Below are 26,313 nucleotides of genomic sequence, written 5' to 3' on the forward strand. Positions count from 1 at the left end.
CGCGACCGTGCCCTGGTCAGGAGGACGCGGGGACCGCTGCCGACACGTCGGTGAGCGTCTGCAGCTCCTCCGCGCTGAGGTCGAGCTCCGCCGAGGCGAGGAGCGCCGGCAGCTGCTCGGTGTTGCGCGCCGAGGCGATCGGGGCGACGACGTCCGGCTGTGCCTGCAGCCAGGCGAGCGCGACCGAGGCGATCTCGGCGGAGTGCGCCGACGCGATCTCGGACAGGGCGTCCACGACCGCCAGGCCCTGGTCGGAGAAGTAGCCGGAGACCTGGCCCTCGCGGTCCTTGCCCGCGAAGTCCTGCTTCGTCCGGTACTTGCCCGTCAGGAAGCCGGCGGCCAGCGCGAAGTACGGCACGACGCCCAGGTGCTCCCGAGCCGCGAGCGGTGCGATGTCCGACTCGTAGGGCTCGCGGGTGACGAGGTTGTAGTGCGGCTGGATCGCAACCGGCACGGCCAGGTCGTGCTCCTTCGCCAGGCGAATCCACTCCGCGGCGCGCTCGTTCGAGTAGTTCGAGATCGCGGTGTAGCGGACCAGGCCCTCGCGGACGAGCTGGTCGAAGGCGCGGACGGTCTCCTCGAGCGGGGTGTCCTGGTCGTCGAAGTGGGCGTAGTAGAGGTCGATCCGGTCGGTGCCGAGGCGCTGCAGGCTGGCGCGAGCGGCCTTCGCGACGTTCTCGGCCGACAGACCGGGGAACTCGGGGTGCTGCGACACCTTCGTGGCGATCGTCACGTCGTCGCGCTTGCCGGACGCGGCGAACCACGAGCCGATCACGGTCTCGGACTCGCCGCCGGAGTTGCCGTCACCCCACGCCGAGTAGACGTCCGCGGTGTCGATGAAGTCGCCGCCGGCACCCGTGTAGGCGTCGAGGACCCGGTGCGAGGTGGCCTCGTCCGCGGTCCAGCCGAAGACGTTGCCGCCGAGGGCGAGGGGGAAGACGGTGAGGTCACTGGAGCCGATGCGGGGCATGCTGCAGTCCTTTCAGGTCGGTACGGACTGCTCCACGCTATGCCCCTCGCCGGGCTGCCACTCAGGTGCGCGGGGTGAGGTGGAGGAGCCATGCCGACGCTCTCCTCGTACCTCACCGACCCCCGCCCCGCCGTCCGTCTGCGGGCGGTGATGGCCGCCGGGACCACCCCCTCGGTGGACGAGCTGGACCTCCTCGTGGCGCAGTGCGCCGTGGAGCCGGACCTGCAGGTGCGGGAGATGCTCACCTGGGCGCTGGTGCGCCTGCCGGCCGACGTGGTCGTCCCGCGCCTGCTCGACGAACTGGACCGGCCGGAGGCGCAGGCTCGGAGTCAGGCGCTGCACACCCTGTCGAAGATCCGCGACGGGTCGGTGTACCCGCAGGTGGCGCGGCTGCTCGGTGACGTCGACCCCGGGGTCGCGCGGACGGCGTGGCGTGCTGCGGCGCTGCTCGCTCCGGAGGACGCGAAGCCCGCGCTGGCACGGACCCTCGCGGTGCAGCTCGGCCACGGGGACGAGGAGACCCGGCTGGCGCTGAGCCGCGCGCTCGCCGGGCTCGGGGCGGAGATCGCCGCGCCGGTCCTCGACGCGGCGGCGTCGCACCGGAGCGCGGCCGTCCGGGAGCACGCGGCCGAGACCGCGCGGTTGCTCGAGGACCCGGACGCCGGGTCGGCGCTGGCGCTCGCCCGGGCGCGGCGTGAGGTCGCCCTCGGTCGGACGCGCTCGGCGAAGGGCTGACGCGGCCTGCCGGTCAGTGGGGGGCGTCGGGGGTCAGCCAGATGGCGGTCGCGGCGGCGGCCGGGAGGTCCACCAGCGCCTCCGCCCCGCCGGCGTCACGCCGCGAGACCGCCACCACCCCCGCGTAGTCCCGCACCTGCTCGACCCGCAGGTGCGTCCCCAGTCCGACACCGAGCTCGTCGAAGTACCGCAGCAGCGCCGGGTCGTCGTCGGACACCCGCTCGACGGTCCCGCAGACGCCCGGGTCCACCGTGCCGAGGAGCGAGCCGGGGGAGTCCGGCACGACGCCGTCCGCGCTCGGGATCGGGTCGCCGTGCGGGTCGTGCGTCGGGTGGCCCAGGTCGGCGTCGACCCGGTCGAGGAAGGTCTCCGACACCGCGTGCTCGAGCGCCTCGGCCTCGGTGTGCACCTCGTCCCACGAGTAGCCGAGCCGCTCGACCAGGAACGTCTCGATCAGCCGGTGTCGGCGGACCATGGCGACGGCTGCCTGCTGCCCGAGCGGGGTGAGGACCACGCCGCGGTACAGCGTGTGCTCGATGAGCCCGTCGCGGTCGAGCTTCCGGAGGTTGCCCGACACGGTCGAGGCGGACACGTGCAGGGCTGCGGCGATGTCCCGCGTGGCGAGACCGCCGTCGCCACCGCGCTCGGAGGCCTTCCAGACGAGCTTGACGTAGTCCTCCGCCATGGTGCTGAGGGAGGGCAGACGCATGGGGCAATCGTACGACCGACACCGCTCCGGTCGACACCGGGACGGTCGACACTGGTACAACCGTCAGGGTGACCCCCGTGCAGCCTCCCGCCGTCCGTCGCCGCCGACGGTGGTGGCCGGTCCCGCCGTCGTTGCTCGTCGGCATCGCCCCGCTGGTGCTCTTCGCGACGTACAGCATCGTCCGCTCGCGCCCGAGCGACGACTACGACTCGCTCGGCCTGACGACCGACAGCGTCCTGCACGACCTGGTGCTGCCGGAGTCGATCGTCGCCGGGGTGATGGTCGTGCTCGTCACCGCGCTCGGCTGGTGGCGGATCGCGACCGTCGACCCGACCCGCGGGCGCCCACGGTGGACGCTGCTCGCGCCGGTCCTGATCCTGGCGGTGTGCATCGGACGGCTGCCGCTGGTCGACTGGGCGGGGAAGTCGGTGGACTACTTCCTGCTCCTCACCGTCGGGGTGCTGCTCGTCGGGGTCTTCGAGGAGCTGCTGACCCGCGGTGTCCTGCTCGTCGGACTGCGGCGGCGCCTGCCCGAGTTCGGGGTGTGGATCGCGTCGTGCGTGCTGTTCGGACTGCTGCACTTCGTGAACATCCTGGCCGGGGCCCCGGTGTCCCAGACGGTGGTGCAGGTGGTGTTCGCCGCCTCGTTCGGGTCGACGCTCTACCTGGCGCGGCGGCTGACCGGCAACCTGCTCGCCCCGGTGCTGCTGCACGCGTTCTGGGACTTCGGCGCGATCGCGGTCAGTGCCTCGCGGGGTGCCGGGCTCGACTTCTTCCTCGTCGGGCTAGTCGGCCTGGCGTCGTTCGCGGTGCTGCTGCTCGGCGTCGTCGCCGGCGCGCTGGTCGCCTGGCGGGACGACCGGGCCTGGCGGCTGGGGCGCCGGTGGCGGACCGTGCCCGCGATGGACCGCACGGGTGTCGACGGGGGTGGGGCGGGCCTCCCGGCCGGGGTGGGACCGGTGCCGCTCGCACGCTGACGGAGACGGGGAGGGGGGGGGGGGGGGGGGGGGGGCGGCGCGCGGGCCGGCCGCCCCGCGCGGGGGGCGGGGGGGGGGGGGGGCGGGGGGCGGGGGGGCGGCGCGCCCCGCCCGCGACCGCGGGGGGGGGCGGGGGGGGGGCCGGGCCCGCGGGCCCCCCGCGCCCGCCCGCCCCCCCGCCGGTGAGGGTCCGTCAGGCGCGACGGCGGAGCTGGCGACGACGCAGCACGATCAGGCCGATGCCCGCGAGCAGGAACACGATCGTGGCGATCGAGACGCCGGTGAGCTGCGCGCCGGTGTAGGCGAGCCGGTTCGCGTGCGCCCCGGTCTGGGGCGGGTCGGCGACCGTCCGTCCGCCGGTGCCGGTTCCCGCGGTCGGGCTGGTGCCCGTCCCGGCCGTACCCGTGCCTGCCGTACCCGTGCCGGCGGTACCCGTCCCGCCGGTACCGGTACCGGTACCGGATCCCGTGCCGGGCGTGCCGCTGCCGCTGTCGGAACCGGGCGTGCCGCTGCCGGAACCGGGCGTGCGGGTCGGCGTCGGGGTGGGCGTCGGAGTCGGGGTCGCAGCCGTCGACACGATCCGGCTGACCGCGCCGGTCCTGGTGTCGAGCAGCACCTCGCGCTGCTGCGGGTGGGCGAAGTCGAGCATGCCCCGGATAGACCCGGCGCGTGCGTCGAACGACTGGTCACCGATGCGGCCGGTCGACCAGTTGTCCTCGATGAACTTCGTGGTCGAGGTCTGCTCGATCGCGGTGTGGTCGACGTCGTTCTGCTTGGCGAACGGCGAGATGACCAGGTAGGGCAGGCGCTGCGAGGGGCCACATCGGTCGAGGTAGCCTCCGGCGACGCCGACCTTCGTGGCGGCCGTCGTGCAGACCGTGGTGTCGTTCGACGAGTCGGTCGACCCGTTCAGGACGGTCGGCGCGACGTGGTCGTACCAGCCGTCCGAGTCGTCGTAGTTGATGACGATCGCGGTGCTCGCCCACTCGGGGGACTGTTCGATCTCGTTGATCTTCGACGTCAGGAACTCCTGCTCGTCCAACGGGTCGGAGTACGCGGCGTGGCCGTCCTGGGCCTCGGGGGCCTTGAGGAAGGAGACCGCCGGCATCCGGTGCTCGGCGAGCGCGGTGTCGAACGCGGTCAGGTCGTACTGGTGGTTCGCCTGGTCGGTGTACCCGATCATGCTGTCGCTCGTCGGCGCGAGGTGGTGCGGGTTCGATGTCGAGGCGTAGTAGGCGAACGGGTTGTGGTGCGGCGAGTAGTCGGTGACGACGGTACCGCCGACGTTGGTCCGTGAGGCGTCGCACTTGGCGAACGACCCGGCTCCCGCGGCGGCCGTGGTCGGTGCGAAGCCACCCTGGAACCAGCCCCAGGTGACGCCCTTCGTGTTGAGCAGGTCGCCGATGTTCTTCCCCGACATCTTCACCAGGTTCGACGTCGACGTGTGGTCCTTGTCGGAGCAGTCGTCGAAGGCGGGGTCCGGGTCGGCGATGACGGTGCCCTGTCCGGCGGCGTCCTTCCCGACGACCGCGGTCGAGGTGACGACGGGTGCTCCGGTGACCGAGTCGACGCCGGTGCCACCGTGGGTGTTGCCGCTGATCAGGTTGAGCGCGCCGGGGGTGGACGGGCCGAAGCCGGTGTCCCAGGCGTTGTCGCTCATCGCGTAGTTCTGGGCGTAGTTCCAGAGCCCGGTGGTCGTGTTGCCGTCGTAGTGGTCCATCGTGAGACCGGGCGAGCCGTACAGGCCGGTGCAGGTGTCGACCGAGGTGCTCTCGACGAACTTGTCCATGGCACCGGCGTCGACGGCCTTCTGCTCGGGCAGGTAGTTGTGGTTCTGGTCGCACGTCAGGGCCTGCGCGGGCGTCAACCGCGACGGGGCGTAGGCGTTCGGGTTCTTCGTCAGCGTCCCGGACGACACGAGTGTGTTCGCGGCGGGGGTCCCGGCGGCGGCGGTGAACGGCGTCCCGTCGGTGTTCGCGGCCTTCGGGTAGGTGCCGAAGTAGTGGTCGAACGACACGTTCTCGTCGTACAGCACGACGACGTGCTTGATCGGCGTGGTGGTGTTCAGGGAGTTGTCGGCGGCGGACGCCGACTGCGGGACGGCGAGGGCCGTCGCGGCGACGGCCGCGAGGGCCATCACGGCGAGCGCTCCCTGTTGGAGACGTCGCTCGGAAGGTCGGAACACGTGGGTCCTCTTTCTGGGTGGGGCGTTCGGTGTCGTGGGTGACGGGCCGCTGGAGCGGGTCTAGGTCCGGGCGAGGAGCCCGCGCCCCAGCCAGTCGTCCGCGTGCCGGACTCCGGGGAGGGCGAAGTAGTAGCCGCCGCCGACCGGCGAGACGTAGTCGACGAGCGGCTCGTCGACCAGGCGCTTCTGCACGGCCACGAACTGCCGGTCGAGGTCCGCCTGGAAGCACGCGAACAGCAGCCCCATGTCGAGGTTGCCGTTCGCGTCGGTGCCGTTGTCGTAGTTGTACGGACGGCGGAGCATCTGCTGCTTCTGCGCCTCGGCCGTGCGTGGGTTCGCGAGCCGGATGTGCGCGTCCATCTGGATGACGTCGCCGGTGGGGTCGTCCTGGTAGCGCGGGTCGTCGAACTCGTCGCTGCGGGTCAGGGGCGCCCCGGAGTCGCGGTGGCGGCCGATCATCTCCTCCTGCTCCTGGATCGAGACGCGGTCCCAGAACTCGACGAACATCCGGATGGTGCGCACGACGTGGTAGCTGCCGCCGGTCACCCAGGCGGGTTCGCCGTCCCGGTCGCCGCGGGTCCAGACGAGCTCGTCCATCCGGTCGCGGTCGGTGGTCGACGGGTTCCCGGTGCCGTCCTTGAAGCCGAGCAGGTTGCGGGGCGTGCCGGACGGCCGGGGCGGGGAGCCGAAGCCGTCCTGTCGCCACCGCACCTGCATGCCGCCCCGGGTCGCGCGGGCGATGTCACGGACGGCGTGCAGGACCGTGTCCGTGTTGTGGGCACACACCTGCAGGAGCAGGTCGCCGTCGCAGATCGACCGGTCCAGGTCGTCGTTCGGGAAGTCCTCCATGGTGCGGAGCCGTGCCGGCCGCCGGCCCGCCAGGCCGTACCGGTGGTCGAAGAGCGACGCACCGACGCTGGCGGTGACGGTCAGGCCGTCGGCGGCGACGTCCGGGCCGAGGACCCCGGAGTCGGCCGGTGGGGCGGTGATCCCGACGTCCGCCGGTGTCCCACCACGGGTCAGGGCCCGGGCACGCTCGGTGATCGTGCGGAGCAGGTCGGCGAGTTCCGCGCGGCTGCCGACGGTCGTGTCGAACGCCAGGAACGCCGACTGTCGCTGCGCCGGGGTGGTGATCCCGGCCTGGTGGGCGCCGTGGAACGCGTACGACGTCCGGGCGCTCGCGTCGTCCGTGCGGGTCGCGGCTGCTGCCTCGGTCTGGAGGCCCGGCACCCCTCCGACGGTCAGGCCCACCGCCGCGGCGGCTCCCGCTCCGGCGCCGACGGCGCCCGTCAGGAACGCCCGGCGGCCGAGCGGTCGGCGCTGTGTCGGTCCTGGTGCTGGTGCCGGTGCCGGTGCCGGTGCCGGGTCGGTGTGCGCGATGGGGCCGCCGGCCGGGCAGACCGTGCCGTCCGCGCTGAGTCCGGCTCGTGCGTGCGCCTCGACCATCAGGCGGTGGGTCGCAGCGTCCATGCCGTGTCCGGGGGTGGTCACGAGGTCCTCCTCGGTTGACAGATGGCGGCGACGGGGGCGAGCAGTTCGAGGGCACGGTCGAGCGCGGCGTCCAGGTGCTCGCGCGCCGAATGGTCCAGGTCGTCGAGCGCCTGCCAGCTGCCGTCGGCCCGCCGGTGTGACTCGACCTCGGTGCGGAGGGACTGCAGGGCACGCTCGGTCTCGTCCAGGTCCGGGTACCGCGTCCGGAGGATCCCGTGCAGGGGGTCGAGTGCGTGCTCGGTCCCGGCGATGTTCGCGTCGATCGTCGCCAGCGTGGTGTGGCTGCCCGCGTCCGACCGCCCGGTGACCTCGAACTGCAGCGCGTTCTCGAGGATCTCGTGCGAGCGCAGGCCGACGTCGAGCGGGTCGACGCGGGAGTCCGGGAACACGCGCTGCAGGTGCGTGACCGCCGTGACCAACGCGTCGGCCGGGGCGAGTGCCCGGGTGACCGGTGCGCCGGACCAGAGGAGGGCCTCCAGGCGGTGGAACCCGGTCAGGTGCGGGTCGTCGAGTGCCGTCCGTCCGGAGGCCGGCAGGCCGTCGATCGCGGTGTCGTCGTCGCCGAACGCGCCGTAGGCGGCACCGAGCTGCTCGTACTCGCGGTGTCCGGTGAGCCAGTCGCGCTCGGCCGCGGCGACGTCTCCGGCGTGCACGTCCGCGTCGAGCGCGCGCACGTCGGAGAGCAGGACCGGCAGGCGTCCCTCGATCCAGTCGCCGTACGACTTCGCGGCGGGGATCAGGTCGGCGCGGGTGACCGGGACGATGCCCGGCGCAGCACCGGCCACGTGCGTGGCACCGCGCACGTGGACCACCGGGCCGGTCTCGGGCTCGCCGTCGGCGGGCAGGCAGCGGAAGCGGTAGTCGCCGCGGGCCAGGCGGACGCGGTAGGTCTGGGCTGCGCCGGAGCCCAGGCCCTCGGCGTCGAGGAAGACCGCACCGTCGGCCGGGTCGACGAGCTGGACCTCGATGCCCGCCACGGACGTGTTCTCGATCCGGAGGGTCTGGGTGCCGGACCGGGCCCCGCGGCCGTCACCGGGCCAACCGAACCCGCACGTGTCGGTCCCGACGCGGACCGTGTACCGGGTCGGCGTCGGGGCGCTCGCCGGGGTCAGGTGGGTGGCGACGAGGGCAGTGGCGACGACGGCACCGAGCACGCCGACGACCGCGGCCGTCGTGGCGCGAACAGACATCGACACGGCTTGTCCCAACTGAGCAGTCTCACAGAAATCCCTGATCAGAGGCTGGTTCGCCTCGATCACGGGCAACCATAGAGTCGCTCGGGGGCCAGTTCGCCTGCCGTTCACCGCAGGCCGGTTCTGTTCACCGGATGGTCATCGGCGCCGTCGACGGGGTCGCGTCAGGCCGGGTGCGTCAGGACGGGTTGTTCTTGAGCAGTCGGGTCACCGCGATCATCGCGCCGCCCACCACCGCGGGGATGCCGCCGCCGGGGTGCACGGACGCGCCGACCCGCCACAGCCAGGGGCGCCAGGGGTCGTTGTAGGACGGGCGGTGGAACGGGCCGCTGAGCCACGGCGGACGTGCCGCCCCGTAGAGCGCACCGTGCGGTTCGCCGCCACCGCCGTAGTACTGCGGATCGAGCACCACCTGCTCGTCCAGGAGGCCGGTGAGCGGCCCGTCGAGACCCATCGCTGCCGAGACGCGGTCGACCTCGCGCCGCACGAAGGGGTGCTCGACCGTGTAGTGCCCGCCGTCGGCCGGGGCGGTGAGCAGGATGCCGACGGTGCTGCGCGCGTTCGGGTAGACCTCGCCCGCGCGGTACTGGTTGACGAACACCATCGTGTCCGCCGGCTGGTCGCCCGCTTCGAGGCTGCGGTGCAGCGCGGCCGGCTTCGTCGGCAGCACCACGCTGTGCGTCGCGATCCGGGGCGGCAGTTCCTGCTGCAGCACGCCGTACACGGCGATGGCCGAGCAGGAGAGGGTGCGCGGGCGACGGCGGGGGAGCGCCGGGACCCGCGACGGAGTCATCAGGGCAGCGAGTCGGTCGGCGTCCAGGGCACTGACGACGAGGTCGGCCGAGTGATGCCCGACGTCGGTGGTGACCGACCCGCGCTCGATGCGGGTGACGGCCTCGCCGGTGCGGATCTCGACCCCGGCTGCCTCGGCCAACCGGCCCAGCGCGAGCACGATCTCGTACACGCCCCCGCGCGGCACCCAGGCCCCGGTCTCCGCCATGATCGCCGGCATGCTCGCGTACAGGGCGGGCGTGCGGGACGGCGAGACGCCCGCGTTCAGCGTGTGGATCGCGATGATCTCGCGCAGCCCGTCCGGCAGCCACGGCAGGCTGTCGAGGTACGCGCGGGTGGTGAGGCGCGAGCCGTAGACGGCCAGGAGCCGGCGGAGCGCCGGCAGCGCAGCCCGGTCCAGGGGATCGGCGAGCAGCAGCTCGGTCACGTCGTCGGCGAGCGGCGCGTGCAGGTCGGAGAAGCGTCGCCAGGCGGGGTACCAGGGGTGGTCGGGTGCCACCGGTAGGGCGGTCTCCTGGCCGTCGTGGTAGTACCGGCCCACCTCGGGCATCCGCACCAGGTCGAGGTGGCCGTCGTCGTCGGTGCGGTCGGACGCGCGCCCGCCGTCGCCCAGTCGCCGCAGCAGTTCGTCCCACACCGCGGGGAACGTCACCAGCGACGGGCCGGTGTCGATGCGGTCGTCGCCGAGGTGGATGCGACGGCTCTTGCCACCGAGCTCGGTGGACGCCTCGAGCAGGGTCACCCGGTGTCCGGCGTGCGCGAGGAGCGCGGCGGCGGTCAGCCCACCGATCCCGCCGCCGACCACGACGACGCGGCTCACGAGGCGCCCCCGAGCACGATCGAGACCATGAGCAGCACCCCGGCGAACGACCCCGCGATGTACGGGAACGCGACCGAGAGTCGGTAGAGCCGGTGGCCGGTCTCCGGCGTCGGGTGCCGCAGCAGGCTGACCACGAGGATGCCGGCGATCAGGAGGTTGACCGCGGCGACGGGCAGGCTCACCACCGCGAACAGCACGGTCGAGACGATCCACCAGGCGCCGCTCCACAGGGCCGTCCCGCGCGCGCCGAGCCGGACCGCGGTGGTCTCGATGCCCGCATCACGGTCCTCCACGATGTCCTGGACCGCGTCGAAGGCGTGCTTGGCGACGCTCCACGCCATCAGCCCGATCGCGGCGGGCCAGACAGGCGTCACCCCGAGGGCCAGCGGCACGATGACGAGCGGCAGGGCGTAGGCCGCGTTGCTCAGCGAGTCGAGGAACGGCCGCGCCTTGAAGCGCAGCGGCGGTGCCGAGTAGAAGACGAAGACGCCCACGTAGAGCAGGATCGCGGCGTTCGCGAGCGGCGGCAGCGTGACGAGGAAGAAGACCAGGAACGGGACGTTGACGATCGCGACAGCCCAGGCGATGAGCCGGACCTCGGACTGCCGGATCCGCGCGCCCTCGATGGAGCCCTTGCGGGGGTTGGCCGCGTCGGTGTCCTGGTCGTAGATGTCGTTGACGCCGTAGATGAGCAGGTTGAACGGCAGGGTGAGCCACAGGAGGACCGGCAGTGCCCGCAGGTCGAACAGCGCCCCGGTGAGCCAGACGGCGACGAGGCCGGAACCGATGGTGTTGATCCACAGCACCGGGCGTGAGATGTGCACGAGGCGGCGCACGGCCACACCGATCCCCGACGGCGTGGTGCGCGACATCCGCTCACTGCCGTCAGTCACGGGTCCGAGCGTACCCGGCCCACCTCGACGTCGGGCCGCGGCTTCCAGGCCAGACTGTGGGGCATGCGCCTGATGCTGCTCACCGCCGGCACCCGTGGCGACGTGGAACCCTTCGCCGCCCTGGCGCGGCACGCCGCCTCGCGCGGTCACGACGTCCGACTGGCGCTGCCCGACGACGCCCCCGCGCCCGACGGCGTCGACACGGTGCCCCTCGGTCTCGACGTGCGGCGGGTGCTCGCCCCGGCCGGCCGCACACCCTGGAGGCTCGTCCGTCACGTCCGCGCCGAGGTGCGGCCCGCGATGCGCCGGATGTTCGCCGCCGCGGTGCGGGAGACGATCGCCTTCGACCCCGACGTGGTCGTGCACCACCCGCTGGTCCTCAGCGCGCCGATGGTCGCGGACACCCTCGGCGTGCCCCGTGTCCTGGCGGAGTTCGCGCCGGTGGCCACCCCCAGCGAGCGCTTCCCCGCGGCCGGTGGTCCCACGGCCACCCGTGACCTGGGCTCGTACAACCGGTCGACCTACGCCGTGCCGCGCACCGCCGCACGCCTCTTCGACGCCGACGTCGCGCGCGCCGCCGCCGAACTGCCGAGCGGGCGTCGACCCGACGGGCGCTCGCCGTCGCGCGCGACGCTGATGGCCGTGAGCCCTACGCTGCTGCCCCGACCCGACGACTGGCCGGAGCGGGTGCACCAGACCGGCGCCTGGTACGAGGACGCGACGGCGGCGTCCCTCGACACCGCCGTCGCGGACTTCCTGCGCGCCGGCCCGTTCGTCGTCGCCTCGTTCGGCTCGATGGCGACGGGGGACGCGTCGGCCCGGGGGAGTGCGATCGTCGCGGCCGCCCGTGCCCACGGTCTGCGGGTGCTGCTCGTCACCGGGTGGGGCGGGCTCGCGCTGCCCGAAGCGTGCGCCGGCGCCGACGTGCTGGCCGTGCGGTCGGTGCCGTTCGACGCGGTGTTGCCGGGCGCGGCGCTCGCCGTGCACCACGGAGGGGCCGGCACGTCGCACGCCGTCGCCCGGGCCGGTGTGCCCGCCGTCGTCGTGCCCGTCACCGCCGACCAGCCGTTCTGGGCGGCGCAGCTGCACCGCCAGGGTGTGGCCGCCGCCCCGGTCCCGCTGCGCCGCCTGTCGGTCGATGCCCTGGTGCCCGCGATGGCGGACGCCCGGTCACGGCAGGAGCGGGCCACCGAGGTGGGCGGGCTCATGCGGCAGGAGCACGGGGTGCGGCGGGCGGTCGACGTGCTCGAGTCGCTCTGAGCCGGCCTAGATCTCGACCTCGTACGGCTCGGTGTGCAGGAGCTCGTGCACGCCGGCGATGACCTCGCTCGGACGGAACGGGTACCGGTCGATCTCGGCCTGGTCGCTGATGCCGGTCATCACCAGGACGGTGTGCAGCCCCGCCTCGATGCCGGCCTGCACGTCGGTGTCCATCCGGTCGCCGATCATGCCGGTGTTCTCGGAGTGCGCGCCGATCCGGTTCATCGCCGAGCGGAACATCATCGGGTTCGGCTTGCCGACCACGTAGGGCTGCTTGCCGGTGGCCTTCTCGATCATCGCGGCGATCGCCCCCGTCGCGGGCAGGACGCCCTCGGCGCTCGGGCCGGTCGCGTCGGGGTTCGTGACGATGAACCGCGAGCCGTCGCGGATCAGCCGGACGGCCTTCGTGATCGCCTCGAACGAGTAGTTGCGGGTCTCGCCGACGACGACGTAGTCCGGGGCGGTCTCGGTCATGATGAAGCCGGCCTCGTGCAGGGCGGTCGTCATGCCGGCCTCGCCGATCACGAACGCCGAGCCGCCGGGCATCTGCGACTTGCAGAAGTCCGCCGTCGCCAGGGCGCTCGTCCAGATGCGCTCCTCCGGCACCTCGAGACCCGACCAGCGCAGCCGTGCACTGAGGTCGCGCGGGGTGAAGATGGAGTTGTTCGTCAGCACGAGGAACTCGGTGCCCTGGTCCTGCCACTGCCGGATCAGCTCCGGGGCACCGGGGAGCGCCTGGTTCTCGTGGACGAGCACGCCGTCCATGTCCGTCAGCCAGCACTCGACCTCGTCGCGGGATGCCATGCGGTCAGCGTAGTGCTCCAGGCTGCGCGGGAGCGGTCGTGCCGTAGGCTGCCGGGAACGCGTTCCCGTACGCGTACCGGAAACCCGAGGAGGACGCCGTGCCCGACGCCGAGCCTGCTGCTGCTGCTGCCGAGCCTGCTTCTGCCGAGCCTGAGGCCGCCGAGCCTGCTGCTGCCGAGCCCGAGCCCCGTCGGCGCGGGCGACCCCGCGCCCTGACCCGCGACCAGATCGTCGACGCGGCCACGGTGATCGCGAACGAGGACGGCCTCGACCGCCTCAGCTTCCGCGCCCTCGGCCAGGCGCTCGGCGTCGCCCCGATGACCGTGCACCGCACCATCGGCGGCCTCGACGACCTGCACGCCGAACTCGTCCGCCGCACCGTCGACGAGTTCACCGACACCTTCGTCTGGCCCGAGGACTGGCGTGACGTCGTCCGGGTCTTCGCCACCACCTTCCGCGACCTGCTCGTCCGGCACCCGCTGGTCCTCGAGTCGCACAGCAGCCGGGCGCCGCTGGCCTCGACCGAGTCGGACGCCGTCGCCGCCACCGTCGTCCGGGCGCTGTGTTCCGCGGGCCTGTCGGAGACCGAGGCGATGTACGCCTTCTTCGTCGTCTACGACTTCGTCGTCGGGCACACCGCCGTGCAGGTCGGGCGTGGGGACTCCGAGGCCGGCCGGCCCGAGCGACACCGGCTGGTCAGCGAGATCCTCGGACAGCACTCGTACGAGGCGCGCTTCACGATGGGGCTCGACGTGCTCCTCGACGGGATCGCGGCGCGCGCGGTGCGCTGAGCGGTCGGACGGGCTGGGCTGCGTCGGGACGGGAGGCGCGGCGGACGCACCGTACGCTGGTCACGTGACCCAGGGCCTCCCGTCCGGCGACCTGCCGGAGCCGACGCCGGCGCTCCCACCCACCCACGAGGCGACGACGCACGGCGTCGGACCGCACCCGCGGCCGTGGCCCGAGGGCCCGCAGTACGACCCGGAACTGCTCGAGCACGGCGACACCCGCAACGTCGTCGACCGCTTCCGGTACTGGAGCATGGCGGCGATCGTCGCCGACCTGGACACCCGCCGACACGGTTTCGACGTCGCCATCGAGAACTGGCAGCACGACCTGAACATCGGTTCCATCGTCCGCACCGCGAACGCGTTCCTCGCCGGGACGGTGCACATCATCGGACGGCGGCGCTGGAACCGTCGCGGGGCGATGGTCACCGACCGGTACCAGCACGTGCGGCACCACGAGGACGTCGCCGCGTTCCTCCAGGTCATGCGTGCCGAGGGGCGGCCGGTCATCGCGATCGACAACACGCCCGGGGCCTCGCGGATCGAGACGGCGGAGGTGCCGGAGCGCTGCGTGTTCCTGTTCGGGCAGGAGGGGCCGGGGCTGACGGACGAGGCGGTCTCGGGCGCGGACGGGCACCTCGAGATCACGCAGTTCGGGTCGACGCGGAGCATCAACGCCTCGGCGGCGGCGGCGATCGTGATGCACAGCTGGGTCGTCCGGCACGCGGAGCTCCCCGCCTGACGGGAGGCGCTGGCCGGTGCTGGCCGGTGCCGGTGGTCGGTCGCGTGCGCCGAGGTCGCACGACGCGCCGTCGGCCTCCCGCCGAGGTCGCACGTTCTGCCGGTCGGGGAGCCCCGGGGCGGCCGATCGAGCGACCTCGCCGGACCGGGGACGGCGGGTCGTGCGACCTCGGCTGGCCGGTGGCGGGCAGATCGTGCGACGTCGGCGGAACGGGGGCGGCGGATCGTGCGACGTCGGTGGTGCGGGGGTGGCACGACGTGCGACGTCGGCGGAATGGGGGCGGGCAGATCGTGCGACCTCGGCGGACCCGGGCGGACCGGAGGGGACCCGGGACGACCCGGACTAGCGCTGCGCGGTCGTCCGGCGGGCGACGAGCCTCGGCTCGACGAGCACCTCGGTCGTGGGCAGCCCCGGGTCCGCGATCCGCTCGAGCAACCGGGCGCCCGCGCCGCGGCCGATGTCGATGCTCCGGTCGTCGATGCTCGTGAGACCGACGTACCGAGAGGCCGCGATCGGGGTGTCGTCGTACCCGATCACCGAGATGTCCTCGGGGACGCGGAGTCCTCGCTCAGCGATCGCGGACATCGCACCGAGCGCGGTCACGTCGTTCGCGGCGAACACCGCGGTCACGTCGGGGTGCTCGTCGAGCAGGCGGTGCGTGCCGGTGACGCCGGTCTCCTCGGTGACGTCGGCAGGCAGGACGACCGCGACCCCGGTGACCGACGAGCCGCCCGTGCCTGCTCCACCGGCGGCGTCGATGCCCGCGCGCCAGCCCTCGAGCCGGGCGTCGCTGGCTGCCGACTGTCCGCCGACGAACCCGAGCCGCACGTGCCCGAGCTCGATGAGGTGTTCGGCCGCCATCCGACCGCCGGCGAGGTCGTCGTTCGCCACGGTGTCGGCGCGGGGCAGCGCTGCCCGGCCGCCGGCGACGACGACCGGGGTGCTGGTGGGGACGACGAGGTCCGGGTCGGGTTCGCCCGCGATCACCAGACCCTCGACACGCATGGACAGGAACCCCTCGACGGGGGAGACGTCGAGCCCGGTGTTGAGGAAGCGATCCGCGACGACGAGTCGGTGCCCCTGGTCCTGCAGTGATTCGCGCAGACCGGTGAGCAGGTCGACGAACCACTGGTTCCGGAAGTCGTCGAGCACGACGCCGATGGTCCGGGAGCGGGTGCCGGCGAGGGACACCGCCGCGGTCGAGGGGCGGTAGTCGAGCTCCTGGATCGCCGCGAGGACTGCCGCCCGACGCTGCTCGCTGACCCGGGGAGATCGCTGCAGCACGAGGGACACGAGCGACTTCGACACCCCCGCGCGAGCGGCGACGTCGTAGATCGTCGCGGGCTTGGTGTTCCCCATCGTCATCCTCGACCTCCGGCTGCGCACCCGCCGGGTGCGTCCCGACGATCGTACCGCTGTCGCGCTCCACGCCCGGGCCGGGCCGGACCCGACCTGCACGGCGCGCCTGCAGCCTCCCGGCCGCTGCCCGCCGCCGGTGTCGTTCGGCTGCGCACAACGGAAGCCCGCCCGGACCACGCGATGCCGCGGTTCGGACGGGTTCCTGTTGGGCCCAAGGGCGGCGGAGCCGAACGGGCCGCCGGGGCCGAACGGGCCGCCGAGGCGGCCGGGCTGCGGGCCCCTTGACCTGCACGGCTCGCCCGCAGCCTCCCGTCCGCTGCCCGCCGCCCGCCGACGGTGCCGTTCGGCTGCGCACAGCGGAAGCCCGTCCGAACCACGGGATGCCGCGGTTCGGACGGGTTCCTGTTGGGCCCCAGAGGGTCGCAGGCCTGCGGGGCCGCGGTGGCGGTGGCGGTCCGTTCGCCGACCGCCGCGGACGGTGTCGTTCGGCTGCGCACAACGGAAACCCGTCCGAACCGCGGGATGCAACGGTTCGGACGGGTTCCTGTTGGGCGCAAGCACTCCGAGCCGCCGGCCGCCCGGCCGGGCCGCGCCGGGCCGCGCCCGGCTCAGCCGATCAGGCTCGGCCGCAGGTCGCGCAGCGTCCGCGTCCGGGTCTGCCGTGCCGTCACCAGGTACGACACGAGCAGCGCCCCGAGCAGCCAGCAGAGCAGGACGCCCGCGTCGCTCCAGGCCGTGGCGAGCGAGCCGCCGTACATCGTCTGCCGGATCGCGTCGACGGAGTACGTCATCGGCAGGGCGAAGTGCAGCGCGGCGAGCGGCCCCGGCAGCGTCTGCCACGGGAAGGTTCCGCCCGCGGTGACGAGCTGGATGAGCATCAGCACCAGGCCGAGGAACTGTCCGACCGAGCCGAGCAGCACGTTCAGCGTCATGATGATCGCCGCGAAGGTCGCCGACGCCAGGATCATGATGCCGACCGTCCCGCCGGCGTGCACCACGTCGAGGTCCAGGGCGTACCGGACGATCAGGAACAGTGCCGCCATCTGCACGACGCCGAGGAGCGCCGGGGTCAGCCAACCGCCGAACACGACGCGCAACGGGCGTCGGACCGCGGTGATCGCCCGCTTCGAGATCGGCTTGAGGATGAGGAACAGCGCGTACATGCCGATCCAGGCGGCGAGCGAGATGAAGAACGGTGCCAGGCCGGCGCCGTAGTTCGCCGCCGCGGCGACGTTGTCGTCCCCGACCTTCACCGGGTCCGAGATCACCTTCGCCTGCTCGGCGCGCTGCGACGCGTCCGAGGCCGGGATCTTCGTCCGGCCCTTGTCGAGCTGGGACGCCAGTTCCGAGGAGCCGGACTCGAGCGAGTGCAGTCCCTCGGCCAGGGACGTCGCGCCCTGGTCGGCCGAGGCCGCACCGGTCGCGAGCTGCGACGCTCCGGAGGACAGCTGCGGCGCTGCGGCGGCGAGCTTCTGTGTCCCGCCGGCGACCTGCGCGGCGCCTTGGGACAGCGTCGACGCCCCGGAGGCCGCGGTCGCGATGCCGGAGGACAGCTGCGGTGCCGCGTTCGCGAGCGTCGTGGCGCCGTCCGACACCTGCTGCGCGCCGCTGCTCAGCTGGTCGATCTTCGCCGTGGTCGCACCGAGCTGCTGCTTCGCGTCCGCACCGGAGCTGTTCGCCCGCTGCACGGCCGAGTCGACCGTGGCGGTGAGTGCCTGCTGCTGCTCGGGCGTCAGGGTGACGCCCTCCGGCAGGTTCGCCGTGATGTCGGCGATCACGGTCTTCGTGTCGAGCGGCTGGATCGCCTGCACCGTCTTGTTCGCCGCGTCCACCTGCCGTGCGAGTTCGGCGTTGCCGGCGGCGACCTTCGCCGCCCCCTGCGCGAGCTGCTGCGTCTGCTCCGGCAGCGCGGCCGTCTGCTGCTGCGCCGACCGGAGGCCCGTGGCCAGCGACCCCGCACCGGTCGCCACCTGCTGCGCGCCGGAGTTCAGCGTCGCGGTCTGCGACGGCAGCGCGGCCGTGCTCGACGCCAGGGTGGAGGCACCCGAGGAGAGCTTCGCGGTGCCGGCCTCGAGCGAGTCGGCCCCGTTCGCGGCGGTCGTCGCTCCGGAGGCGAGCTTGCCCGCCCCGTCGACGGCGTCGCCCAGGCTGTCGCGGACGTCGGCGAGTCCGACGAGCAGCGTGCTCGCGGCTTCCTTGCCGACGCGTTCGGCGACGGCGGTCCGCATGGTCTTGCCGGCCTGCTCCGCGATGGTCGAGGCGAGGTACGAGTTCGTGTCCGCCGTGGTCATCACGAGTTCGGCACGCTTCGGGTCGTCGGACTGCGCCGAGGCCAGGGACTCCGAGAAGTCGTGCGGGATCGTCACGACGAAGTCGTAGGTGCCGTTGCGGACACCGGAGCGGGCGTCGGCGGCGGTGGTGCGCTTCCAGTCGAAGGCGCCGCCGTCGATGGCCTGCTTCGCGACGTCCTTGCCGTAGTCGACGTGTTCGCCGTCGAGGGTGGCGCCGGCGTCCTGGTTCACGATGGCGGCCGGGATCTGGTCGAGCTTGGCGTACGGATCGCGGTTGGCCCAGAGGTACGCGCCCCCGTAGAGCAGCGGCACGCACATCAGCGCGATGAACGCGAGACGGGCGAGGGGGGTGGCGGTCAGGCGCGCGAGTTCGGCGCGGACGAGCGAGGGGATGGTCACGAGCGGGTCTCCAGGGGAGCGGTTGCGTCAGTTGCGTCTGCGGTGTCGGCTGGGAGGCCCGTGTCGGCCCCGCCGGTCCGGGTCGCGTCCTCGGGACCCTCGGTGGTGATGGTGGTGGTGTCGAGCAGGGCCGAGGCCGTCTCCGCCGCGGCCTTCGAGGTCACGAGCACGACGGTCACCCCGCGGCGGGCGATGTCCCGGACGACGGCGAACCACTCGGCGACCACCCCGCCGTGCCGCTCGGGAGCGGTGATCACGAGCCCGGTGACGTCCGGCCGCAGGAGTGCCAGCTCGGCGAGCAGCCGCACGCGGACGTCGGTCGGCACGCGCTGCACGTGGGTGTCGGCCCAGCTCGTCATGCCGAGTTCGTCGAGCACGGTCGCGACGTCGCTGCGGGAGGGGCGACGCCCGGCGAACGCGAGCTCTTCGTGCACGATCCGCTTGAGGCTAATCACCGGGAACGGTTCGGCGACGCCCGGGGTGTCGACGAGCGCGAAGGCCCGTCGGATGCCCGCGGGGTCGTCGTGGCCGTCGAGCAGGACGCGCCCGGTGTCGGGCTTCATGCGCCCACCGGCGACGAGCGACGCCAGCACCGGGGCCTGTTCGGTCTCGACGGCGACGATGCCCGGGTGGCCGGGGGCCGCGACGGCGCTGACGGCGGGGAGCGCGGCGCCGGGTTCGGTGCCGATGCCGACGGCGGCGAGTTCGAGCGTCATGCGGGGTCCTCCGGGAGGGTGGCGGGGAGAGCGAGCAGGGCGGTGCGCCAGTCGACGCCCGCCATGCCGAGGGCGGACAGGACGACCATCCGGCGGCCGGCGTCGTCCGGGGTGGCGGAGCGTGTGGCTTCGTCGAGGACGGCCAGGCAGGCGCCCTCGACCAGGCGGCCGAGCGTCGCGGCGTCCACGTCGTCGCGCATGGTGCCGTCTGCGATGCCGAGGGCGCAGGCGTCGCGGACCTGTTCGCGCAGCGGCGCGAACACCGTGGCGACGGTCTCGACGAGTGGGCCGCGGACGGCGATGACCGCCATCGAGCGGACGTGCGACACCTCGGTCCAGAGGGTCACGGCGATCGCGGCCAGCCGGGAGGCCGGGGCCAGTCCGGCGAGGGCGGCTCGGCTGGGCATCGCGGCCAGGATGCGTTCGGCTCCGCCGGCCACGACCTCGCGCATGAGGTCGTCACGGGAGGGGAAGTGTCCGTAAATCGCACGTCGGGACAGTCCGGCGTGTGCGGCGATCGACTCGAGCGACGCGTCCGGGTCGGCCTGCAGGAGGGTCCGGGCAGCCTGGACGAGGGCGGCACGGTTCTCGGTGGCGTCCCGTCGTGGCGCGCGTGCGGGCCGATCGGTGGTGGTCATGCAGCCATCGTAATAACCTGCACACCGGTGTGCAACTTCGAGGAACCACAGGTTCTGTCCCCTGAACTGCCGACTCCCCGTGCTGGGAACGAGCACATAGCTTCATCTGGACTTCACCCGGAGTTCGGACAAACCAGGAGTGTGCTGCGTGGCACGTGCGACACCACCCACCAACCCTTCCCGTCGATACCGCTCCCCGCGGCTGCTGACCTCGATCGTCGCCGTGGCGGCACTGGCCTGCGGCGGACTCGCCGTCGGCGGTGCGGCCTCAGCGGCACCGGCCAGCACCGCCTCGGCCGGCCTCAAGCTCTCCGCCCCGCTGCGGAACGCGTCCCCGACCAAGACGGTCAGCGCGTTCGTCCGCACGACGGGTGCCGGCGCGCTCGAGGTCGACGCGCAGGCGAAGGGCGGCGACCTGACCCGCTCGAAGACGCCGTCGTCCGCCGCGAAGAGCCGGGTCGCGACGATCCGCTCGACCAACGCGAAGGTCCTCAGCGCTGTCAAGAGCGCCGACGGCAAGGCTGCTGAGCTCTACTCGACCGAGTACACCGTCCCCGGTGTCGCGGTCGTCGCCGACGTCTCGGCCTTCACCGCGATCGCGAAGCGCTCCGACGTGCTGAGCATCGTCCCGCTGCTGCCGAAGAAGATCGTCGACCCGAAGCGGAGCGCCTCGGCGGACGCCGCACCCTCGGGCGTCGACCCCGACCTCGTGCAGCCCGGCGCCGACGGTGTCACGCCGAAGAACGCCGCGAGCGACCTCTACACGAAGGCCGTCGACGCCTGGACCCAGACCGGGCACACCGGCAAGGGCGTCAACGTCGCGGTGATCGACACCGGCCTCGACTACACCCAGGCCGACTTCGGCGGTCCCGGCACCACGGCCGCCTACCAGGACGCCCTCGCCAGCACCGGAGCCCCGGCGTCGAGCTGGTACGACCCGTCGAAGTTCCTCGGCGGCTACGACTTCGCCGGCCCCACGTACAACGCGGACCCGTCCGACCCGGACGCCTACGACCCGGAGCCCGCGCCGGACGCCAACCCCATCGACGGCGAGGGCGGCGACCACGGCACCCACGTCGCCGGCACCGCGGCCGGGTTCGGCATGAACGCCGACAAGTCGACCTTCCGCGGCGACTACTCGACCCTGACCCCGCAGCAGGTGCAGGACATGTGGGTCGGCCCGGGCAGCGCCCCGCAGGCCGGGCTCTACTCGCTCAAGGTGTTCGGTGACGGCGGCGGTTCGACCGACCTGACCGGTGCCGCGCTCGACTGGGTCGGGCAGTCCCTCACCGAGGGCAAGAGCATCAACGTCATCAACCTGTCGCTCGGCTCCGACTACGGCGCAGCCGACGACCCGGACAACGCGAAGATCGACGCGCTCACCGCCCGCGGTGTGCTGCCCGTGATCGCCGCCGGCAACGCCGACGACTTCACCGACATCGGTGGCTCGCCGGGCAACTCGGCCGGTGCCCTGACCGTCGCCGCGAGCGCGACCGGGCAGAGCCTGTTCGACGGTGTCGAGGCGACCGCCCCGGCGGACGTCGCGAAGACCTGGCGCGCGCAGTACTCGCAGGACTACCAGGGCGCGCTGCCCGTCGAGGGTGACGTCGTCGTCCCGACCACGGACATCGACGGCTGCACGGCCTTCAGCGCCGACCAGGCAGCCGCGATCGCCGGCAAGGTCGTCTGGCTCAAGTGGACCGACGGCGCCCTCGAGTGCGGTTCCGGTGCTCGGTTCAAGAACGTCGCCGCTGCCGGCGGCATCGGCGTCCTCCTCGCCGGCACGGTGAACACCTTCGACTCGGGCATCGCGGGCAACGCGACCATCCCGGGTGCCGAGCTGACCCGTGACAGCGTGACGGGCCTCCAGGCCGCGGCGAAGGCCGGGACCCTGCACGTCCGGTTCGCCGACGAGCTGCGGGGCTTCCAGCTCGCCACCGACGCCGAGACGGTGAACACCCTGGCGTCCTTCAGCAGCCGCGGTGAGCACGGGTCGTACGGCGACGTCGTCAAGCCGGACATCGCCGGCCCCGGCGTCAACGTGATCTCGGCCGCCAACGGCACCGGCAACGACCGGCTGTCGCTCAGCGGCACCTCGATGGCCACCCCGCACGTCGCCGGCGTCGCCGCACTCGCGTTCGAGGCCCACCCGGGCTGGAGCGCACCGGAGATCAAGGCAGCACTCATGAACACGGCCACGCACGACGTGCGCCAGAGCGCGAAGGACAGCCAGTCCGCCACCCTGCTCCGCCAGGGCACAGGGCGGGTCGACGCCCTCCAAGCCGTGCAGGACGGCACCACCGTCCGCAGCCAGGAGAACGGACAGCTCGTCACCGCGTCCTTCGGGGTCGTCGAGGTCGGCGCGGCCACCACCGAGAAGCGCACCCTGCTGGTGCGCAACACCTCGGCCACCGCGCACACCTACCGCGTCGCCTACGAGTCGCGCATCGCCCAGCCCGGCGTCGCGTTCACGCTGAGCGCCGACACGGTCACCGTCGCCGCGGGCGGCACCGCCACGGTGACGGTCACCATGACGATCGCCGACCCGACGCTGCTGCGGAAGGTCATCGACCCGACGCAGGTCGCGGTCGAGGGCGGCACACCGCGGGAGTTCGTCCCGGCCGCCACCGGCCTGGTCACGTTCACCCCGGCCGCCGACGGCGTCACGCCGCTCCGACTCGGCGTCTACGCCGCGCCGGAGCCGGTCAGCGCCCTGCACGCGGACGACGTGGTGTTCTCCGGCGCGGCCCGTACCAGCGTCATCACGATGGCGGGCCGCGGCCTGTCCCAGGGAACCGGCACGACCGGGTACCAGGCACTCGTCGCACCGTTCCAGCTCGGCGGCACGGACCCCAAGGAGTCGTTCCCGGACGGTACCGCGAAGCAGACGCTCGGCGGCGCGGACATCCGTGCCTACGGCGCCAACTCCACGGCGCTCGGCCTGGCCGACAAGTCGAAGGGCCTGGTGTCCTTCGGAGTGCAGACCGACGGGGCCGAGTCGAACCCCGGCCAGTCGAACAACGTCGAGGTGCTCATCGACACGAACCGTGACGGCGACCCGGACTTCCTGACGTACGACACGAAGTCGGCGACGGCGGACGTGACGATCGTCAAGACGATGGACCTGCACCAGAAGGACCCGAAGAAGCAGATCGTCGACACGCGGCCCCTCGGTGGTGTCGCAGCCGGCGTCGACGTCAACACGTTCGACTCCGCGGTCAAGGTGCTGCCGGTGTCGCTCGCGGCGCTCGGCTACACGGCGAAGTCGACGTCCGGTGTCTTCGACTACTCGGTTGTGACCGAGTCGTCGTACTCGCCGACGCTGCCGACGGCCGCGTCCTCGGTGGTCGACGAGACGAAGACCGCGACGTTCAACGCCTTCCAGCCGGCGGTGTCGTTCACGGCGAACGGGACGTCGAACCTGACCTACCCGGACACGTCCGTCAAGGTCATCCGGGCCTCGGCCAGCTCGACCACGGCGAAGGTGCTGCTCCTGCACCTGCACAACGCCCCGGGCGACCAGGCGGACCTGCTCAGCACGACCTCGGTGACGCCGAAGCTCGCGCTGGTCTCCAGCCAGGTCAAGATCACGGGTTCGCTCAAGGTCGGGACCAACATGCGCGGACGCACCGGCAACTGGAACACGGACGGCATCACGTTCACGTACAAGTGGCTCCGTGACGGCAAGGACACCGGCTCGAAGGCGTCGACCTACAAGACGTCGACGAAGGACGTCGGACACAAGCTGTCGCTCACCGTGACCGCGAAGAAGTCCGGGTACGAGAGCACGTCGATCACCTCGGCCCCGACGGGCACGATCACCAAGTAAAGAGGGACGAGACACGGCACGAGCGGGCGGTCCGGCAACGGGCCGCCCGCTCCGTCGTGCGGTGCACGGCAGTGCCCCCCGTTCGCGGGCGGGATGTGCGCCAACGGGACAGGTAGTTAGACGAACTAGGTACTTCGTGACAGTGTTGCCACATGCGAACGAACACCCTGGTGCAGCTCCGGCAGAACCCGATGGAGTGGCGACGACGTGGCCTCACCCCGCCGGACGCCATCCGGGCCATGGTGGAGGAACGACTCGCCGAACCGGGCCACACCCAGTCGTTCGGGGACCCCTCGTACGCCGACTTCTTCCGCGGCTGACAGCGCGCGGTCGCGACGCGACCACCTGACGGACGGGAGGCCCGGTACCAGCTGGTACCGGGCCTCCCGTCCGTCGGTGCGAGCGGGTGTCTGCTCAGGCGTCGGGACGCTCGTCCGCGGCTTCGCGGCCACGGTCGGTCTCGGGCATGACGTCGGAGGGGGCGCCCTCGACCGAGCCGATGCCGCCGTCGGTCAGCTCCTCGGCCTGCTGCGTGTCGAGCAGACGGTTCATGTCGTCGATGGGGTCGCTCATGGTGGTTCCTCTCGTCATGGTCGTGGTGCTGTCCCCAGCGTGCTCTGGCGCAGCCGGGTACTCCACAGGTGGCGGCACCCCGGTGACGCGGAGATGACCAGCCGATAGACTCGGGTGGACCACCGGCCGGGACGGCCGTGTGCGGTCCTCCGCCAACGTGAGGAGAACCAGATGCCCGCAGCAGTCATCATCGGCGCCCAGTGGGGCGACGAGGGCAAGGGGAAGGCCACCGACCTCCTCGGTTCCCGCATCGACTACGTCGTGAAGTTCAACGGCGGCAACAACGCCGGACACACGGTCGTCGTCGGCGGCGAGAAGTACGCGTTGCACCTGCTGCCCTCGGGCATCCTGACGCCGGGCGTCACCCCGATCATCGGCAACGGCGTCGTCGTCGACCTCGAGGTCCTGTTCCAGGAGCTCGACGCGCTGAAGGCCCGTGGCGTCGACGTCTCGAAGCTCCGCGTCTCGGCCAACGCCCACGTCATCACGCACTACCACCGCACCATCGACAAGGTGACGGAGCGCTTCCTCGGCAAGCGCCAGATCGGCACCACGGGTCGCGGCATCGGACCGACCTACGCCGACAAGATCAACCGCGTCGGCATCCGCATCCAGGACATCTTCGACGAGAACATCCTGCGGCAGAAGGTCGAAGCGGCCCTCGACCAGAAGAACCACCTGCTGGTCAAGGTCTTCAACCGCCGGGCGATCGACGCCGAAGAGGTCGTCGAGTCGCTGCTGTCCTTCGCGGACCGGCTGCGTCCGATGGTCGCCGACACCGCGCTCGAGATCCACCGGGCGCTCGAGCGCGGCGAGACCGTCCTGTTCGAGGCCGGCCAGGCCACGATGCTCGACGTCGACCACGGCACGTACCCGTTCGTGACGTCCTCGTCGGCGACGGCCGGCGGCGCCGCGACCGGCTCGGGCATCGGCCCGGGCAAGCTCGAGCGCATCATCGGCATCGTCAAGGCGTACACGACCCGCGTCGGCGCCGGCCCGTTCCCGACCGAGCTGTTCGACGAGTCGGGGGAGTTCCTCCGCGCCAACGGCTTCGAGTTCGGCACCACGACCGGTCGCCCGCGTCGCTGTGGCTGGTACGACGCCCCGATCGCCCGCTACACGGCACGCATCAACGGCGTGACCGACTTCGTGCTCACCAAGCTCGACGTCCTGACGGGTCTCGAGACGATCCCGGTGTGCGTCGCGTACGAGGTCGACGGCGAGCGTGTGGACGAGGTCCCGGTGTCGCAGTCGGACTTCCACCACGCCAAGCCCGTGTACCAGGAGTTCCCCGGCTGGTCCGAGGACATCACCGGCGTCCGCGAGTTCGACGACCTGCCGAAGAACGCGCAGGACTACGTGCTGGCGGTCGAGGCGATGTCCGGCGCACGGATCTCCGCGATCGGTGTCGGCCCGGGCCGTGACGCGATCGTCGTCCGGCACGACCTGCTCGGCCAGGGCTGAGCGTGCGGATCCTCTTCGTCTGCAGCGGCAACATCTGTCGGTCGCCGCTCGGCGCCCAGGTGCTCCACGAGCGCCTGGGCCCGGCGGCGTCGGTGCACGTCATCGAGTCGGCGGGCACGATCGCCGACGACGGTGCCGTGATGGACGGTGCAGCGGCCGAGCAGTCCGCACGCCTCGGGGGACACCCGGAGGCCCACCGGTCCCGCTACCTGACCGAGCGGATCGCCGGGGCCGCCGACCTGGTGCTGACGGCCGAGCGCTCCCACCGTGCCGCGGTCGTGCAGCTCGCGCCGCGGGCCGCCAAGCGGGCGTTCACCATCAAGCAGTTCGCGCGGGTGCTCGACGGCCTCGAGCCCGGGGACCTGGCGGACGTGCAGTCGCCCGAGGCCCTGGTCGAGCGGGTCGCCCGGCTGCGGGGGACCGTGCCGCCGCCTGCCGACCCGGCAGACGACGACGTGGACGACCCCTACCGTCGCTCCGAGTCCACGCACGTGCGGGTCGCGGACGAGATCGACGCCGCGCTGACGACGATCGCGGACGCCCTGCGCGCGGTGTCCTGAGGCCTGGCCGCCCCGAGACGCCCCCGTTCACGGCCCACCCCCCCCGGTGGGCCCGACCCCCCCCCCCCCCGGGCGGGGGGCGGCCCGCTGCCGCCGGGGCGCCGGGCGCGCGGGCGGCGCGGGGG

The 26,313-nt window shown here is 72.7% G+C and carries 22 protein-coding genes; 9 read left to right on the forward strand and 13 right to left on the reverse strand.

Annotated features, from left to right (window positions below; genetic code table 11):
• Positions 1-16 precede the first annotated feature (16 nt).
• Positions 17-970 (reverse strand): aldo/keto reductase, encoded by a 954-nt coding sequence (locus tag QCD68_RS07030; RefSeq protein ID WP_301222516.1) that lies wholly within the window; start codon positions 968-970, stop codon positions 17-19.
• Positions 971-1,060: 90 nt separating this feature from the next.
• On the opposite strand from QCD68_RS07030, the gene QCD68_RS07035 reads away from it, so the two are divergent.
• Complete coding sequence (locus tag QCD68_RS07035; RefSeq protein WP_301222517.1) at positions 1,061-1,705, forward strand: HEAT repeat domain-containing protein; 645 nt, start codon at positions 1,061-1,063, stop codon at positions 1,703-1,705.
• A gap of 13 nt (positions 1,706-1,718) precedes the next feature.
• Here the strand turns inward: QCD68_RS07035 and QCD68_RS07040 are convergent, their stop codons facing one another.
• The gene (locus QCD68_RS07040) at positions 1,719-2,414 is read right to left on the reverse strand and encodes a metal-dependent transcriptional regulator (RefSeq protein WP_221850075.1); all 696 of its coding nucleotides are present in this window, start codon (positions 2,412-2,414) and stop codon (positions 1,719-1,721) included.
• A 77-nt stretch (positions 2,415-2,491) separates the two neighbouring features.
• On the opposite strand from QCD68_RS07040, the gene QCD68_RS07045 reads away from it, so the two are divergent.
• The gene (locus tag QCD68_RS07045) at positions 2,492-3,391 is read left to right on the forward strand and encodes a CPBP family intramembrane glutamic endopeptidase (protein ID WP_301222518.1); all 900 of its coding nucleotides are present in this window, start codon (positions 2,492-2,494) and stop codon (positions 3,389-3,391) included.
• 193 nt (positions 3,392-3,584) lie between these two features.
• Here the strand turns inward: QCD68_RS07045 and QCD68_RS07050 are convergent, their stop codons facing one another.
• The 5 genes from QCD68_RS07050 to QCD68_RS07070 all read right to left on the reverse strand — a co-directional run bounded on the left by QCD68_RS07050 (position 3,585) and on the right by QCD68_RS07070 (position 10,765).
• Positions 3,585-5,576 (reverse strand): phospholipase C, encoded by a 1,992-nt coding sequence (locus tag QCD68_RS07050; protein WP_441005173.1) that lies wholly within the window; start codon positions 5,574-5,576, stop codon positions 3,585-3,587.
• Positions 5,577-5,636: 60 nt separating this feature from the next.
• The gene (gene efeB, locus QCD68_RS07055; protein ID WP_301222519.1) at positions 5,637-7,067 is read right to left on the reverse strand and encodes an iron uptake transporter deferrochelatase/peroxidase subunit; all 1,431 of its coding nucleotides are present in this window, start codon (positions 7,065-7,067) and stop codon (positions 5,637-5,639) included.
• Positions 7,064-8,257 carry an EfeM/EfeO family lipoprotein gene (locus QCD68_RS07060; protein ID WP_301222520.1) on the reverse strand — a complete coding sequence of 398 codons (1,194 nt, stop codon included), beginning with the start codon at positions 8,255-8,257 and terminating at the stop codon, positions 7,064-7,066. The genes efeB and QCD68_RS07060 overlap by 4 nt, the downstream gene beginning before the upstream one ends.
• A gap of 181 nt (positions 8,258-8,438) precedes the next feature.
• The gene (locus QCD68_RS07065) at positions 8,439-9,872 is read right to left on the reverse strand and encodes a phytoene desaturase family protein (RefSeq protein WP_301222521.1); all 1,434 of its coding nucleotides are present in this window, start codon (positions 9,870-9,872) and stop codon (positions 8,439-8,441) included.
• Entirely contained in the window at positions 9,869-10,765 is an 897-nt protein-coding gene (locus QCD68_RS07070; RefSeq protein ID WP_301222522.1) for a UbiA family prenyltransferase, read from the reverse strand. The genes QCD68_RS07065 and QCD68_RS07070 overlap by 4 nt, the downstream gene beginning before the upstream one ends.
• 63 nt (positions 10,766-10,828) lie before the next feature.
• Between QCD68_RS07070 and QCD68_RS07075 the strand changes: the two genes are divergently transcribed.
• A complete protein-coding gene (locus QCD68_RS07075; protein WP_301222523.1) occupies positions 10,829-12,025 on the forward strand; it encodes a glycosyltransferase in 1,197 nt (398 codons plus the stop codon).
• 6 nt (positions 12,026-12,031) lie between these two features.
• On the opposite strand, the gene QCD68_RS07080 is transcribed toward QCD68_RS07075, so the two are convergent.
• Positions 12,032-12,829, reverse strand: a complete 798-nt coding sequence (locus QCD68_RS07080) for an HAD-IIA family hydrolase (protein WP_111076463.1) — start codon at positions 12,827-12,829, stop codon at positions 12,032-12,034.
• Between the two features lie 98 nt (positions 12,830-12,927).
• Here QCD68_RS07080 and QCD68_RS07085 point away from each other — a divergent pair, with 98 nt between their 5' ends.
• A complete protein-coding gene (locus QCD68_RS07085) occupies positions 12,928-13,620 on the forward strand; it encodes a TetR/AcrR family transcriptional regulator C-terminal domain-containing protein (protein ID WP_301222524.1) in 693 nt (230 codons plus the stop codon).
• Positions 13,621-13,684: 64 nt separating this feature from the next.
• Positions 13,685-14,359 (forward strand): TrmH family RNA methyltransferase, encoded by a 675-nt coding sequence (locus tag QCD68_RS07090; RefSeq protein WP_374107140.1) that lies wholly within the window; start codon positions 13,685-13,687, stop codon positions 14,357-14,359.
• 342 nt (positions 14,360-14,701) lie between these two features.
• Here QCD68_RS07090 and QCD68_RS07095 read toward each other — a convergent pair whose 3' ends face one another.
• The 4 genes from QCD68_RS07095 to QCD68_RS07110 all read right to left on the reverse strand — a co-directional run bounded on the left by QCD68_RS07095 (position 14,702) and on the right by QCD68_RS07110 (position 19,762).
• Entirely contained in the window at positions 14,702-15,718 is a 1,017-nt protein-coding gene (locus QCD68_RS07095) for a LacI family DNA-binding transcriptional regulator (protein ID WP_301222525.1), read from the reverse strand.
• Positions 15,719-16,326: 608 nt separating this feature from the next.
• Complete coding sequence (locus QCD68_RS07100; RefSeq protein WP_301222526.1) at positions 16,327-18,408, reverse strand: YhgE/Pip domain-containing protein; 2,082 nt, start codon at positions 18,406-18,408, stop codon at positions 16,327-16,329.
• Positions 18,405-19,124, reverse strand: coding sequence for a hypothetical protein (locus QCD68_RS07105; protein ID WP_301222527.1), 720 nt, complete (start codon positions 19,122-19,124; stop codon positions 18,405-18,407). The genes QCD68_RS07100 and QCD68_RS07105 overlap by 4 nt, the downstream gene beginning before the upstream one ends.
• Complete coding sequence (locus QCD68_RS07110) at positions 19,121-19,762, reverse strand: TetR/AcrR family transcriptional regulator (RefSeq protein WP_221850084.1); 642 nt, start codon at positions 19,760-19,762, stop codon at positions 19,121-19,123. The genes QCD68_RS07105 and QCD68_RS07110 overlap by 4 nt, the downstream gene beginning before the upstream one ends.
• 148 nt (positions 19,763-19,910) lie before the next feature.
• On the opposite strand from QCD68_RS07110, the gene QCD68_RS07115 reads away from it, so the two are divergent.
• Together QCD68_RS07115 and QCD68_RS07120 are read left to right on the forward strand one after the other, a co-directional pair.
• A complete protein-coding gene (locus tag QCD68_RS07115) occupies positions 19,911-23,591 on the forward strand; it encodes a S8 family serine peptidase (protein WP_301222528.1) in 3,681 nt (1,226 codons plus the stop codon).
• Between the two features lie 152 nt (positions 23,592-23,743).
• Complete coding sequence (locus QCD68_RS07120; protein WP_181439236.1) at positions 23,744-23,911, forward strand: hypothetical protein; 168 nt, start codon at positions 23,744-23,746, stop codon at positions 23,909-23,911.
• Between the two features lie 94 nt (positions 23,912-24,005).
• On the opposite strand, the gene QCD68_RS07125 is transcribed toward QCD68_RS07120, so the two are convergent.
• Positions 24,006-24,164 carry a hypothetical protein gene (locus QCD68_RS07125; RefSeq protein WP_181439237.1) on the reverse strand — a complete coding sequence of 53 codons (159 nt, stop codon included), beginning with the start codon at positions 24,162-24,164 and terminating at the stop codon, positions 24,006-24,008.
• A gap of 171 nt (positions 24,165-24,335) precedes the next feature.
• Here QCD68_RS07125 and QCD68_RS07130 point away from each other — a divergent pair, with 171 nt between their 5' ends.
• A complete protein-coding gene (locus QCD68_RS07130; protein ID WP_111074834.1) occupies positions 24,336-25,628 on the forward strand; it encodes an adenylosuccinate synthase in 1,293 nt (430 codons plus the stop codon).
• Positions 25,629-25,630: 2 nt separating this feature from the next.
• Complete coding sequence (locus QCD68_RS07135) at positions 25,631-26,188, forward strand: arsenate reductase/protein-tyrosine-phosphatase family protein (protein WP_253467023.1); 558 nt, start codon at positions 25,631-25,633, stop codon at positions 26,186-26,188.
• Positions 26,189-26,313: the final 125 nt, after the last annotated feature.

This window comes from Curtobacterium sp. PsM8, from assembly GCF_030433875.1.
Lineage (GTDB): Bacteria > Actinomycetota > Actinomycetes > Actinomycetales > Microbacteriaceae > Curtobacterium.

Bases quoted from the DNA above. Each gene is read 5' to 3' on its own strand.
- QCD68_RS07030 (WP_301222516.1), bottom strand. From the start codon at position 970: ATGCCCCGCATCGGCTCCAGTGACCTCACCGTCTTCCCCCTCGCCCTC.
- QCD68_RS07035 (WP_301222517.1), top strand. From the start codon at position 1,061: ATGCCGACGCTCTCCTCGTACCTCACCGACCCCCGCCCCGCCGTCCGT.
- QCD68_RS07040 (WP_221850075.1), bottom strand. From the start codon at position 2,414: ATGCGTCTGCCCTCCCTCAGCACCATGGCGGAGGACTACGTCAAGCTC.
- QCD68_RS07060 (WP_301222520.1), bottom strand. From the start codon at position 8,257: ATGTCTGTTCGCGCCACGACGGCCGCGGTCGTCGGCGTGCTCGGTGCC.
- QCD68_RS07075 (WP_301222523.1), top strand. From the start codon at position 10,829: ATGCGCCTGATGCTGCTCACCGCCGGCACCCGTGGCGACGTGGAACCC.
- QCD68_RS07080 (WP_111076463.1), bottom strand. From the start codon at position 12,829: ATGGCATCCCGCGACGAGGTCGAGTGCTGGCTGACGGACATGGACGGC.
- QCD68_RS07095 (WP_301222525.1), bottom strand. From the start codon at position 15,718: ATGGGGAACACCAAGCCCGCGACGATCTACGACGTCGCCGCTCGCGCG.
- QCD68_RS07105 (WP_301222527.1), bottom strand. From the start codon at position 19,124: ATGACGCTCGAACTCGCCGCCGTCGGCATCGGCACCGAACCCGGCGCC.
- QCD68_RS07110 (WP_221850084.1), bottom strand. From the start codon at position 19,762: ATGACCACCACCGATCGGCCCGCACGCGCGCCACGACGGGACGCCACC.
- QCD68_RS07120 (WP_181439236.1), top strand. From the start codon at position 23,744: ATGCGAACGAACACCCTGGTGCAGCTCCGGCAGAACCCGATGGAGTGG.
- QCD68_RS07125 (WP_181439237.1), bottom strand. From the start codon at position 24,164: ATGAGCGACCCCATCGACGACATGAACCGTCTGCTCGACACGCAGCAG.
- QCD68_RS07130 (WP_111074834.1), top strand. From the start codon at position 24,336: ATGCCCGCAGCAGTCATCATCGGCGCCCAGTGGGGCGACGAGGGCAAG.